This is a genomic window from Mycobacterium bohemicum DSM 44277 (assembly GCF_001053185.1).
Taxonomy (GTDB): Bacteria; Actinomycetota; Actinomycetes; order Mycobacteriales; family Mycobacteriaceae; genus Mycobacterium; species Mycobacterium bohemicum.
Map to the genome: position 1 here is coordinate 1 of NZ_CSTD01000004.1, position 13281 is coordinate 13281.

General features: G+C 68.6%; 10 protein-coding genes and 1 pseudogene. 5 read left to right on the top strand and 6 right to left on the bottom strand.

Translation table 11 applies throughout. The features are described 5' to 3' along the window. The coding region (locus BN971_RS17205; protein ID WP_428978065.1) for a coiled-coil domain-containing protein at positions 1-770 on the bottom strand (770 nt) is incomplete at its 3' end. 240 nt (positions 771-1010) lie between these two features. Then, the gene (locus BN971_RS17210) at positions 1011-1559 is read right to left on the bottom strand and encodes an Rv1476 family membrane protein (RefSeq protein ID WP_085179982.1); all 549 of its coding nucleotides are present in this window, start codon (positions 1557-1559) and stop codon (positions 1011-1013) included. Between the two features lie 279 nt (positions 1560-1838). Here BN971_RS17210 and BN971_RS17215 point away from each other — a divergent pair, with 279 nt between their 5' ends. Both BN971_RS17215 and BN971_RS17220 read left to right on the top strand, forming a co-directional pair. Next, a complete protein-coding gene (locus BN971_RS17215) occupies positions 1839-4673 on the top strand; it encodes an aconitate hydratase (RefSeq protein ID WP_139027129.1) in 2835 nt (944 codons plus the stop codon). Positions 4674-4684: 11 nt separating this feature from the next. Next, on the top strand, positions 4685-5248 hold the full coding sequence (locus BN971_RS17220; RefSeq protein WP_085179980.1) for a TetR/AcrR family transcriptional regulator: 564 nt from the start codon (positions 4685-4687) through the stop codon (positions 5246-5248). Here BN971_RS17220 and BN971_RS17225 read toward each other — a convergent pair. From BN971_RS17225 to trxA, 3 genes and pseudogenes are all read right to left on the bottom strand, one after another. Then, entirely contained in the window at positions 5245-6873 is a 1629-nt protein-coding gene (locus BN971_RS17225; RefSeq protein ID WP_085179979.1) for an ABC-F family ATP-binding cassette domain-containing protein, read from the bottom strand. The two genes, BN971_RS17220 and BN971_RS17225, sit on opposite strands and share 4 nt — an antisense overlap. Positions 6874-6892: 19 nt before the next feature. Further along, positions 6893-7720 (bottom strand): annotated as a pseudogene (locus tag BN971_RS17230) (enoyl-CoA hydratase); the annotation flags it as partial. A gap of 18 nt (positions 7721-7738) precedes the next feature. Further along, positions 7739-8098 (bottom strand): thioredoxin, encoded by a 360-nt coding sequence (gene trxA / locus BN971_RS17235; RefSeq protein WP_085179977.1) that lies wholly within the window; start codon positions 8096-8098, stop codon positions 7739-7741. 229 nt (positions 8099-8327) lie between these two features. On the opposite strand from trxA, the gene BN971_RS17240 reads away from it, so the two are divergent. Together BN971_RS17240 and BN971_RS17250 are read left to right on the top strand one after the other, a co-directional pair. Beyond that, a complete protein-coding gene (locus BN971_RS17240; protein WP_085180017.1) occupies positions 8328-10157 on the top strand; it encodes an acyl-CoA dehydrogenase in 1830 nt (609 codons plus the stop codon). Between the two features lie 93 nt (positions 10158-10250). Further along, positions 10251-11039, top strand: coding sequence for a hypothetical protein (locus BN971_RS17250; protein WP_245836593.1), 789 nt, complete (start codon positions 10251-10253; stop codon positions 11037-11039). A 21-nt stretch (positions 11040-11060) separates the two neighbouring features. Here BN971_RS17250 and BN971_RS17255 read toward each other — a convergent pair whose 3' ends face one another. Continuing rightward, positions 11061-12398 carry an APC family permease gene (locus BN971_RS17255; protein WP_085179975.1) on the bottom strand — a complete coding sequence of 446 codons (1338 nt, stop codon included), beginning with the start codon at positions 12396-12398 and terminating at the stop codon, positions 11061-11063. Positions 12399-12558: 160 nt separating this feature from the next. Here BN971_RS17255 and BN971_RS17260 point away from each other — a divergent pair, with 160 nt between their 5' ends. Beyond that, positions 12559-13263, top strand: a complete 705-nt coding sequence (locus tag BN971_RS17260; RefSeq protein WP_372511818.1) for a DUF5666 domain-containing protein — start codon at positions 12559-12561, stop codon at positions 13261-13263. The last annotated feature ends 18 nt before the right edge of the window (positions 13264-13281 follow it).

Consider the following 13281-nt stretch of genomic DNA (forward strand, 5'->3'; position numbering starts at 1 on the left):
TCCCAGCGGTCACCCGACCCCGGGGCCCCGGCGCCGCCCGGCCCCGCGGACCACTGCCGCCCGGCCTCCTGCTTGGCGGCCTCGAGCCTGGCTTCGGCCTCGTCGCGCTGGGCGGCCAGCGCGGTGATCTGTTCGCGCTGGTCCTCGAACTTGTGCTTGGAGTTCGTCAGCGCCTCGACCGCGGCGTCCTGGCTGGCCTTGGCGTCGGCGGCGGCCTTGTCGGCCTTCTGCTTGGCCAGCCGAGCCGCCGATTCTTTGTTCACCTGCTCGGTGCGGGCGCGCTGCAGCTTGGTGAGCACGGCCTGCGAGCTGGCCGCCAGGCTTTGCGACGCGGCCTGGGTGGCGATGATGTCCTCCGGGCTGCTCGCGGTCAGGTAGCTACCGGACGGCCCGTTCATGTAGGTCGCCGCGGCGAACGTGTCGAAACGCTTTTGCGCGGCGGCGATGGCCGCGTTGGCGTCTTTGACCGCCTGCTGGTCGGCCTCCAGGTCGTGTTCGGCGGCGGCGACGTTGTCGCGTGAGGTCTCCACGTCGACCAGGGCCTTGTTCACGCTTTCCTGCTCGGTCTGGATTTCGGCGCTCAGGTCCTGCAGGCGCTGGTTTGCCTTGGCGACGTCGGCGATCAGGGCGGCGATGCCGTCGGCGGAGGCATCGCCGTGGGCCAGCTCGGGCGTCCAGACGAGCATGGCCACGCTGATGATCGACGGGACAACAGGCCGGACCAGCCTCGCGACCGGTCGCGCGGAAGAGCCCCTGCGTGCGCGTCTCATTCGACTCAGCTCTCCCTATGGCTCCACGCGGACGGCGGCGCCAGCCACATTGCTCTCCGTGGCGCCAAAGACAACATCAGCATCATTTGCACCGTACGTCACAGAAGTCGCCATGCAAGCGCCCACAGAAAACTGCACTCTGTACGTGCGTTTAATGTGACCGAACAGTGACCTGTGGGGTTTGCCGCAAACTTGATCGGCCGGTTGCCCGACGGGGGCCCACGAGGCGGACGAGCGTGGTTAGGCGGTGTTGCTGGGCGTTGCCATCTGCGTTTCGGCGGCGTTCGCCGACGTTGCTGAGCGCCTCGCGCGCAGCTGCAGCAGCCGAACGCCGGCGGCCGCCGCCAGCACGGCGATCAGCAAAAAAATCGTCAGCCCCGTCCACGGGAATTCGCGGCCCTCCAGCTCATTGACAAAATGCTGCGCGGAGACCACGGGGTTGCCGGTCTTGGCAATGTCCTCGCCGGCCTCGAGCGTCACGCGCGGGAACTGGGTGCTGTAGGTCCCGACGAAGCTCGGGCTCAGGGTCAGCACGGTCGCGTCGTGGTAGTCCGCGCCGACGACCGTGGAGATGTCGCGCAGCGGGGTGTCGCTCGGGGGGTTGTGGTCGAGCAGCACGATCTTGAGGTTGATGCCGTGGGCGTGCGCCTGGTTGACCACGTCGAGCAGTCCGGGCATTTCGTTCGGCGGCGCGCTGACGCCGGCCGCGGTGACCTGGGCCTTGATCGCGGCCATGTCGACGTCTTGCGGAATGTAGAGCGGTACGACGAGGGAGTCGTGCCCGGTCATGATGTCCCTCCTGCGGTAGTGCTGAGAGGCACGCTACGCGAGTCACCCCGCGCCTCGGTCCGCGACACTTGCACCACGCACACGACACGCCGAACCGCGTGTGCCTGGTGCACGTCTCGCGAGCGCCCGGGCCTTTAAACGCCGGCCGCATCGGACAAGAGTGGGTGTTACGGGCGGCCCCCCGTAATGCAGGACAAGCGTACTGTTAAAGTTGGCTCGCTACTTTGAAGCGCCGCCGACACGGCCCGTCGGTGAAAGAACTAAATCCAGGGAGTTGATGTGACTAGCAAGGACTCGGTGAACTCGTTCGGAGCACGCGACACCCTCAAGGTCGGCGATAACAGTTACCAGATCTATCGCCTGGACGCGGTCCCCAATACCGAAAAGCTCCCCTACAGCCTCAAGGTCCTCGCCGAGAACCTGCTGCGCAACGAGGACGGCAGCAACATCACCAAGGACCACATCGAAGCCATCGCCAACTGGGACGCCAAGGCGAAACCCAGCATTGAGATCCAATACACGCCGGCCCGGGTCGTCATGCAGGACTTCACCGGAGTGCCGTGCATCGTGGACCTGGCCACCATGCGGGAGGCGATCGCCGACCTGGGCGGCAAGCCCGAGAAGGTCAATCCGCTGGCGCCGGCCGACCTGGTGATCGACCACTCGGTGATCGCCGACCTGTTCGGCCGCGCCGACGCGTTCGAGCGCAACGTCGAGATCGAGTACCAGCGCAACGGCGAGCGCTACCAATTCCTGCGCTGGGGCCAGGGCGCGTTCCGGGACTTCAAGGTGGTGCCGCCGGGCACCGGCATCGTGCACCAGGTGAACATCGAATACCTGGCGAGCGTCGTGATGTCGCGCGCCGACGCGCAAGGGACGGTAGTGGCCTACCCCGACACCTGCGTGGGCACCGACTCGCACACCACGATGGTCAACGGCCTGGGCGTGCTGGGCTGGGGCGTCGGCGGTATCGAGGCCGAGGCCGCGATGCTCGGCCAGCCGGTGTCGATGCTGATCCCGCGGGTTGTCGGCTTCAAGCTGACCGGTGAGATCCAGCCCGGCGTCACCGCAACCGACGTCGTGCTGACGGTCACCGAGATGCTGCGCAAGCACGGCGTCGTCGGCAAGTTCGTCGAGTTCTACGGCGACGGCGTGGCCGAGGTGCCACTGGCCAACCGCGCCACCCTGGGCAACATGAGCCCCGAATTCGGCTCCACCGCAGCGATTTTCCCGATCGACGAGGAGACCATCTCCTACCTGCGGTTCACCGGCCGCAAGCCCGAGCAGCTGGCACTGGTCGAGGCCTACGCCAAAGAGCAGGGCATGTGGCACGACCCCCGGCACGAGCCCGAGTTCTCCGAATACCTCGAACTCAACCTGTCCGACGTCGTGCCGTCGATCGCCGGCCCCAAGCGGCCCCAGGACCGGATCGTGCTGTCGGACGCCAAGTCGATGTTCCGCAAGACGATCCCCGGCTACGTCGGCGACGATCCCGACAAGCAGGAGTACTCGAAGCTCGACGAGGCCGTCGACGAGTCGTTCCCGGCGAGCGATCCCGGACAGCCACAGAACGGCCACGCCGACGACGCGCCGAAGATTCACTCGGCCGCCGAGCACGCCAACGGCCGGGTGAGCAACCCGGTGAAGGTGAAGTCCGACGAGTACGGCGAATTCGTGCTCGACCACGGCGCGGTGGTGATCGCGGCGATCACGTCGTGCACCAACACCTCCAATCCCGAGGTGATGCTGGGCGCGGCGCTGCTGGCCCGCAACGCCGTCGACAAGGGCCTCACGGCCAAGCCGTGGGTGAAGACCACGATGGCGCCGGGCTCGCAGGTGGTCAGCGACTACTACGAAAAGGCCGGGCTGTGGCCGTATCTGGAGAAGCTGGGCTTCTACCTGGTGGGCTATGGCTGCACCACCTGCATCGGCAACTCCGGCCCGCTGCCCGACGAGATCTCCAAGGCGATCAACGACAACGACCTGTCGGTGGCCGCGGTGTTGTCCGGCAACCGCAACTTCGAGGGCCGGATCAACCCCGACGTCAAGATGAACTACCTGGCGTCGCCGCCGCTGGTGGTCGCCTACGCGCTGGCGGGGTCGATGGACTTCGACTTCGACTCCGACCCGCTGGGTACGGACAAGGAGGGCAAGGACGTTTTCCTCAAGGACATCTGGCCGTCGCAGCAGGACGTCTCGGACACCATCGCGTCGGCGATCAACTCCGAGATGTTCACCAAAAACTACGCCGACGTGTTCAAGGGCGACGAGCGGTGGCGCAACCTGCCGACCCCAAGCGGCAACACCTTCGAGTGGGACCCGGAATCGACGTACGTGCGCAAGCCGCCCTACTTCGAGGGGATGTCGGCCGAACCCGCGCCGGTCGGCAACATCACCGGGGCCAGGGTGCTTGCGCTGCTGGGTGATTCGGTGACCACCGACCACATCTCCCCCGCCGGCAGCATCAAGCCGGGCACGCCCGCGGCCCGGTATCTCGACGAGCACGGCGTGGACCGCAAGGACTACAACTCCTTCGGTTCGCGGCGCGGCAACCACGAGGTGATGATCCGCGGGACGTTCGCCAACATCCGGCTGCAAAACCAGTTGCTCGACAACGTCTCCGGCGGCTACACCCGCGACTTCACCCAGGACGGGGCGCCCCAGGCGTTCATCTACGACGCCGCGCAGAACTATGCGGCGCAAGGGATCCCGCTGGTCGTCCTGGGCGGCAAGGAGTACGGCTCCGGATCGTCGCGCGACTGGGCGGCCAAGGGCACGCTGCTGCTGGGGGTGCGGGCGGTGATCGCCGAGTCGTTCGAGCGCATCCACCGCTCCAACCTCATCGGCATGGGCGTCATCCCGCTGCAGTTCCCCGAGGGGAAGTCGGCCAAGGAACTGGGTCTCGACGGCACCGAGGTGTTCGACATCACCGGCATCGACGCCCTCAACGACGGCAAGACGCCCAAGACGGTGCACGTCAAGGCCGCCAAGGAGGGGGCCGACGCGGTCGAGTTCGACGCGGTGGTGCGCATCGACACCCCCGGCGAGGCCGACTACTACCGCAACGGCGGCATCCTGCAGTACGTGCTGCGCAACATGCTCAAAGCTGACTGATCCGGCCTCCGGTGCCCAAGGTCAGCCAGGACCATCTGGCGGCTCGCCGCCGTCAGATCCTGGACGGTGCCCGCCGGTGCTTCGCCGAATACGGTTACGAGAAGGCGACGGTGCGACGGCTGGAACAGGCGATCGGGATGTCGCGCGGGGCGATTTTCCACCACTTCCGCGACAAGGACGCCCTGTTCTTCGCCCTCGCGCACGAAGACGCCGAGCGGATGGCCGACGTGGCGTCGCGGGAGGGCCTCATCCAGGTGATGCGCGACTTGCTCGCCGCGCCCGACCAGTTCGACTGGCTCGCAACGCGATTGGAGATCGCGCGCAAACTGCGCAACGACCCGGCGTTCAGCCGCGGATGGGCGGAGCGCTCCGCCGAGCTGGCGGCCGCGACCACCGATCGGCTGCGCCGGCAGAAGGCGGCGCAGCGGGTGCGCGACGACGTCCCCGGCGACGTGCTGCAGTGCTACCTGGAGCTGGTGCTCGACGGGCTGGTGGCCCGGCTGGCCTCGGGCGAGGACCCCAAGCGGCTGGCCGCCGTCCTGGATCTGGTGGAGAACTCGGTGCGCCGCAACTAGGCCAGCTCGATGAGGTCGCGGTACTCCTCGGACCAGTAGTCCTCGGTGCCGTCGGGCAGCAGCACGACCCGCTGCGGGTCCAGGGCCTCGGCGGCGCCGGGGTCGTGGGTGACCAGAACCACCGCGCCTTGGTAGCTGCGCAGCGCGTCGAGCACCTGTTCGCGCGACGCGGGATCGAGGTTGTTGGTCGGCTCGTCGAGCAGCAGCACGTTCGCGGTGGACGCCACCAGACCGGCCAGCGCCAGCCTCGTCTTCTCGCCGCCGGACAGCGTCCCCGCCGGCTGATCGAGCTGCGGGCCGCTGAACATGAACGCACCGAGCAGGCCGCGCAGCTCCTGCTCGCCGGAGTCGGGCGCGGCGTGGCGGATGTTCTCCCACACGGTCGCATCGTTGTCGAGGGTGTCGTGCTCCTGCGCGAAATAGCCGATCCGCAAACCGTGCCCGGGCTCGACGGCCCCGGTGTCGGGGCACTCGACGCCGGCGAGGATGCGCAGCAGCGTGGTCTTGCCGGCCCCGTTCAACCCCAGCACCACCACCCGCGAGCCGCGATCGATGGCCAGATCGACGCCGGCGAAAACCTCCAGCGATCCGTAGGACTTGCTCAGCCCCGAAGCCGTCATCGGTGTGCGACCGCACACGGCCGGGGTGGGGAACCTGATCCGGGCGACCTTGTCGGCGACCCGTTCCTCGTCGAGCGAGGCCATCATCCGGTCGGCGCGACGCAACATGTTCTGCGCCGCAACGGCTTTGGTGGCCTTGGCGCCCAGCTTTGCGGCCTGCGTGCGCAGCGCGGCGGCCTTGCGTTCGGCGTTGGCGCGCTCGCGCCGGCGGCGCTGCTCGTCGGTGGCGCGGGCGTCGAGGTACTTCTGCCAGTCCATGTTGTAGACGTCGACCTCGCCGCGCACCGCGTCCAGGAACCAGACCCGGTTGACGACGTCGGCGAGCAGCTCGACGTTGTGGCTGATGATCACCAGCCCGCCGGAATGGCCGCGCAGGAAGTCGCGCAGCCAGCCGATCGAGTCGGCGTCGAGGTGGTTGGTCGGCTCGTCGAGCAGCAGCGTGGTCGACGATCCGGCGCCGGTGTCCGAGGCCGCGAACAGGATGCGCGCCAGCTCGACCCGGCGGCGCTGGCCGCCGGACAGGGTGCGCAGCTTCTGGGTCAGCACCCGCTCCGGCAGGCCGAGGCTCGCGCAGATGCGGCTGGCCTCGCTCTCCGCCCCGTAGCCCCCCAGCGCGACGAACCGCTCCTCCAGCTGCCCGTAGCGGCGGATCGCGCGGTCGCGGGCGTCGTCGTCGGCGACCTCGGCCATCAGGGCCTGCTGCTTTTCCAGGTCGGTGAGCAGCACGTCGAGCCCGCGGGCCGACAGCACCCGGTCGCGGGCCAGGATGTCGAGGTCGCCCTCCTTGGGGTCCTGCGGCAGGTAGCCGATCTCACCGGCGCGCACGACCGATCCGGCGTAGGGCTCGCTCTCCCCGGCCAGGATGCGCAGGGTGGTGGTCTTGCCCGCGCCGTTGCGACCGACCAGGCCGATGCGGTCGCCGGGCTGCACGCGCAGGTCGGGGCCGTCGGGCGAGAGCAGGATGCGCGCGCCAGCGCGGACCTCCAGGTCCGTGGCCGTGATCACGATCGCTCCCTTGGTTGAGTTACTTGTCGTCGGTGAACACCGCGGGTCGGCGCTCTTTGCGCGCGGCGACCGCTTCTTCGAAGTTGCCGGTGAGAAGGCGGACGAACAGCTGTCCCAGGCCCTCGGCTTGCATGTGCGCTTCCAGGCTACCCGCGTCGAGCCCGCTCCACAGTGTGCGCTTGGTCAACTCGGTGCCCGGCCGGGAAAAGGCCGCGATCCGGGCGGCGATCCCGTAGCAGGCCTCCAGCAGCTCCCCGTCGGGCACCTGGGACGACACCAGGCCGATCCGCTCGGCTTCCTCGGCGGTGACGTCGCGCCCGGTGAGCATGATCTCCGACGCGCGCGACGACCCGATGGCCCGCGGCAGCAGGTAGCTCAGCCCGAGCTCGCTGGCCGTCAACCCGTTGTTGATCCCGGCGGCCCGGAAATAGGCGCTGCTCGCGGCCACCCGGATGTCGCAGGCCAGGGCCAGGCACAGCCCGCCGCCGATGGCAGGGCCGTTCACCGCGGCGATCACCGGCTGGTGCAACCGGCGCAGCGCCAGGATGACGTCGTCGAGCACCTCCATGGAGCGCAGGGCATAGGTGGGACGGGTCAGCCCGTCGACGTTGGGCACCGAGCCGGCGGACTTGTGGTCGGCGCCCGAGGAGAACCCCCGGCCCGCACCGGTCAGCACGACCACCCGAACGGAGTTGTCGTAGGTCACCTCGTCCAGGGCTTCCTTGAGTGGAACCATGACGTCGAAGGCCATGGAGTTCATCCGCTCCGGCCGGTTCAGGGTGATCAGCGCGACTCCGGGCCGCGGGTGCTCTAGCAGTACCAGGCTCACCCGTGAACGGTAGCGTGCAGCGCCGCGGCAAGCGTGTCAGGCCTGGTCGGACTGCTCCTGAACGGCGGCGTCGACGTCGAAGGCCCGGACCTGCTGCACGAGGTCCTCCAGCGCCGCGGGCGGCAGGGCCCCGGCCTGGTTGAAAAGCAGCTTGCCCTTCTTGAAGGCCATGAGCGTGGGAATGGACCGGATCTGGGCGGCCGCCGCAAGCTGTTGTTCGGCTTCGGTGTCGACCTTGGCGTGGACGATGTCGGGGTGTTTCTCCGACGACGCCTGAAAGGTCGGCCCGAACTGCCGGCACGGGCCGCACCACGATGCCCAGAAGTCGACGAGCACGATGTCGTTGCCCTCGATGGTCTCGTTGAACTTCTCTGCGGTGAGATCGACTGTTGTCACATTTGCCGTAACGCGGCAGCCGGTCCTGGTGTTCCCGGAAACCGGGCCGGCGCCTCCACCATAGGGATTGCTGATCGGAGACTTCGGTGCCCGAGGCATCAGCCCCGACGGCATGGGGCCGGCGGGCTGCTCTTCGGCGCGCACGGGTAGCCGCGCCTACTTACGGTTGCGTACGTTTTCTCCCCTCCGACACACTTAGCACCGATGAGCCTGAGTGGAGGGAATCGCGTTGGGCCACTACATCGCTAACGTTCGCGATCTCGAGTTCAACCTGTTCGAGGTGCTCGACCTCGGCGCGGTTCTGGGCACCGGGCGCTTCGGCGACCTCGACGAGGACACGGTCCGCACGATCCTGGCCGAGGCCGCCCGGCTGGCCGAAGGCCCGGTCGCGGAGACCTTCGCGTTCGCGGACCGCCATCCCCCGGAGTTCGACCCGGCGACCCACAAAGTCAGCATCCCACCCGAGTTGGCCAAGACCGTCGAGGCCATCAAAGAGGCCGGGTGGTGGCGCCTCGGCCTGGCCGAAGAGCTCGGCGGCATGCCCGCGCCGCCGCCGCTGGCCTGGGCGGTGAACGAAATCATCTGGTGCGCAAACCCTTCCGCCAGCTTCTTGAACTTCGGCCCCTACATGGCCCACGCGCTGTACCAGGTGGCCAACGAAGAGCAGCGCCGGTGGGCGGTGGAGGGCGTGGAGCGCGGGTGGCAGGCCACGATGGTGCTCACCGAACCCGATGCCGGCTCCGACGTGGGCGCGGGCCGCACCAAGGCCATCGAACAGCCCGACGGCACCTGGCATATCGAGGGCGTCAAACGGTTCATCTCCGGCGGCGACGTCGGCGACACCGCCGAGAACATCTTCCATCTGGTGCTGGCCCGACCGGAGGGCGCCGGCCCCGGCACCAAGGGGCTGAGCCTGTTCTACGTCCCCGAGTATCTCTTCGATCCGGACACGTTCGAACTCGGGGCCCGCAACGGGGTTTTCGTCACCGGGGTGGAGCACAAGATGGGCCTCAAGTCTTCGCCGACGTGCGAATTGACCTTGGGCGCAACGGATGTCCCCGCCGTCGGTTACCTGGTCGGGGGCGTGCACAACGGCATCGCGCAGATGTTCACGGTGATCGAGCAGGCGCGCATGACGATCGGCGTCAAGGCCGCGGGCACGCTGTCGACGGGCTACCTCAACGCGCTGGCCTTCGCCAAGGAGCGGGTGCAGGGCGCCGACCTGACCCAGATGGCGGACAAGACCGCGCCGCGGGTCACGATCATGCACCACCCCGATGTGCGTCGCAGCCTGATGACCCAGAAGGCGTACGCCGAGGGGCTGCGGGCCCTCTACATGTACGCCGCCGCACATCAAGACGACGCTGTCGCGCAACGGGTTTCGGGCGCGGACGCGGACATGGCGCATCGCGTCGACGATCTGCTGCTGCCGATCGTCAAGGGCGCGAGCTCGGAGCGCGCCTACGAGGTGCTGACCGAGTCGCTGCAGACCTTGGGCGGCTCGGGGTTCCTGATGGACTATCCCATCGAGCAATACATCCGCGACTCCAAGATCGACTCGCTGTACGAGGGCACCACCGCCATCCAGGCGCTGGACTTCTTCTTCCGCAAGATCGTTCGCGACCGCGGGCAGGCGCTGCGGTTCCTGACCGACCAGATCAGCCACACCATCGACACCTCCGACGAGGCGCTGAAGCCGCAAGCGATGGCGGTTCAGGCCGCGCTGGACGACGTCGCGGGGATGACCGCCGCCCTCACCGGATACCTCATGTCGGCCGGCCAGCACCCCACCGAGATCTACAAGGTGGGCCTGGCGTCGGTGCGCTACCTGCTTGCCGTGGGCGACCTGCTCATCGGGTGGCGACTGTTGGCGCAGGCCGGCGTCGCGCACGCGGCGCTCGCCGCGTCCCCCTCCGGCGCCGACGAGCCCTTCTACCGGGGCAAGATCGCGACGGCGGCGTTCTTCGCCAAGAACATGCTGCCGAAACTGAGCCCGCTGCGCTCGGTGATCGAGTCGATCGACGGCGACATCATGCGCGTGCCCGAAGACGCCTTCTGACCGATCGCATCACACAGCCCCCGCACAGCTGCGTCGGGTAAACCTTTCCCTGGTTCACACTCACTGGTTCGATTCACGATCGGGGGACATGCATTGATCACTGCCAGCAGGCCCGGGCTCACCCGGTTCGCCATTCTCGCCGTCACGGGAGCCACCGCGCTGTCGGTCGCCGCGTGCGGCTCGTCGAACAAGTCGGCCCCGACGTCCACCTCGACTTCCACGTCCACGGTGACCTCGACGACCACGTCGCCGGCACCGGCCCAGGGCGAGGCCAAGGTGAGCGGACTGATCGCCTCGGTGGCCGGCAACTCCATCCAGGTCACCAAGGAAGACAAGACCAACGCGACGGTGAACTTCACCTCCACGACGAAGGTCACCGAGGTCATGCCGGCCACGCTGAGCGATGTCACCACGGGCAGCTGCGTGACGGTGCGGCCCACGAAGGCCGAAGCCCCGGCCGGTCAGCCGGTCACCGCGGCGTCGGTGCGGGTCAGCCCGTCGGTCAACGGCACCTGCCCGCAGCCGAAGGCGGGGCCGGGCGCGAACACCACGTCGCCGTCGCCGTCGCCGGCACCCGAGCAGCCGAAGCCGGTGCGGGGCTCCGTCGCTTCGGTGAGCGGCAACACCGTCACCGTTGCGGGCACCGACGCCAGCGGCAACACCACCCAGACGGCCGTGACGGTCGACGACAAGACCAAGTACTCGAAGCTGGCCACCGCCACGCCCGAGGCGATCACGCAGGGCAAGTGCGTGATGGCGCGCGGGACGATGGACGGCGGAACCCCGGACAAAGCCACGCTGCAGGCGACGGCGATCACCTTGCGGCAGGCCGTCGGCGGCACGTGCGGCGGCAAGCCGGGCCAGCCGGGTCCGGGACGCTGATCGCGCGCCGGGTGTCCACGGTCAGCCGGCGTGGGGCTCGGGTCGGGGGGCGCTCGCCGCGGCCGGATCGAGCCTGAGGCGGCGGCCGCTGCGCCGTCGGTACGCGTACTCGACGACAAAGCTTCCCGCCAGGACCACCACCAGGGTGATCCACGTGCTGGGCGGGCCGGTGTAGACGCTGTATCCGAGGAGCAGCGCGAACAAGGCGAGGTTGAGCGTCACCGCGGTGACCAGAAGCCAGGGCTTGGCACCGGTCTCGCGCCAGACCCGCAGATGGCCGAGGCTGACCGTGCCGTAGACGATCAAGAAGGCCAGGCTGGCCATCTGCCCCACCGCCGCCAGCGGGAAGAACAGCACGAAGCCCGCGGTCAGCGCGGCCGCCCCGAACAGCCCGCCGGTTCCGCCGTGCCACACGCCGCGGGCGAAGCCGCGCGGCAGCTCCCCGGTCTTCGCGACCAGGAACGCCAGGTTGGCGTCCCCGAACATGGTGGCGTTGACCCCCGACGCGGTGGCCAACAGCGCGGCCAGCCCGATGACGATGAAGCCGGCCCGTCCGAGGACCTCGCGGCCGACCTCGGACAGCACGTGCCCGGAGGCGGCCTCGATGGCGGGCAGCGTCATCGTCATCACGACGACCGAACTGACCAGCAGGTACACCGCTATCACGATGCCGAGCGCGCAGAACATCGCCCGCGGGAGTTCGGCTGCCGGGTCGCGCATTTCGCCGGCCGAGTTCGTCACGACGCCGAACCCCTCGTAAGTGACATAGAGCAAGCCGGCGGCGAACAGGACGCCGATGAAGGTGTGGTCGCCGTTGTGGGCGAAGCGCCCCACATCCGTTTTGGTGAGTCCGAAGCCGACGAATGCGGCGAGTATCGCGACTTCGACGGCGACGACGAAGAATTCCGAGCGGCCCACGAACTTGCTGCCCACCAGGTTGACGAACACCACCGCGACGATCAGCGCGATCCCGATGGCCTTCTCCGACCAGTCGGGAATCTCCCAGGGCAGCAGGGCCCGCGCGTAACCGGCAAACCCGGCGGCGTAGAGCGCCATGGCGATGATCCAGCCCAGGAACTGGAAGATGTTGAGGCCCCCGGCGATCAGGCCGTCGCCGAAGCAGCGGATCAGAAATTGGGCGGCGCCGCCGCGGCTGGGGTACCGGGCGCCGAGCTTGGCGTAGGAGTACACGCTGAACACCGACACCACGCCGCCGATCAGGAAGGCGACCGGCAGCCACACGCCGGCCGTCGACGATGCCAGGCCCAGCAGCGTGTACAGCCCGGCGCCCATCATCCCGCCGACGCCGATGGCCGTGGCACTGGCGACGCTGATCATTGCCTTGGGCGTGGACTGCATGCGGGACAAACTATCGCGGTGGCCCGGTGTCGGCAGGGTACAAGCGCCCGAGAATCGCGTCACAGAAGGTGGGAAACATTTGAAAACGGCGTTCCAGCGGGTATCCGAGCGGGCGATGGCCGTCACCGCCCGGGTTAACCCCCTGCTGATTCGACTCGCGATGCTCGCGCTCGTCATCGCCACAATCGCGTTCGCGATCGCCATGTGCGCCCCCTCGAACGACGCGTCGCACGGCACCGGCAAGCCCGAGGTTTCGGCGATCCCGCCGAGCCGGCCACCGAACGCCGCCACGCCCGCACCGGCCCCCGCCCCACCACCCGCCGGTAAGGACTACGTCGAGGGCATGGTCGAATCGGTATCGGGCGGCTCGATCGCGCTGCGCACGCGAAGCGGTTCGGCCACGGTCGATTTCGCGCCGTCGACCCCCGTCTTCCGGGTCTCCCCGGCGCAGCTCACCGACGTCACGCCGGGCAGTTGCGTGAACGTCCGGGCCACGCCGCAGGGCGACCCGGGCGCGGGGTTCACCGCGCAGGCGGTCACGATCACCGCGGCCATCGACGACAAATGCCCGCCCCCCGCCGGCTTCTACGGGACGGTGGCCTCCGTCTCAGGCAACACGATCGCCGTCAACGGGATCGGCGGCCAGCCGGCCCCGACGACCGTCACCGTCACCGACACGACCTCCTACAAGAGGCAGACGGTGTCCAACGCGCAGGCGATCACGAACGGGACGTGCATGGGCGCCCAGGGCACCGACGACGGCGGCGCGCTGCGCGCGACGACGATCAGCCTCGAGCAGTGTCCGCCGATGGGGCCGCCGCGCCACCGGTTCCACCTGCCGCACCTCCCCCACCTGCACCTGTGAGGCGAAGGTCCCTATCAG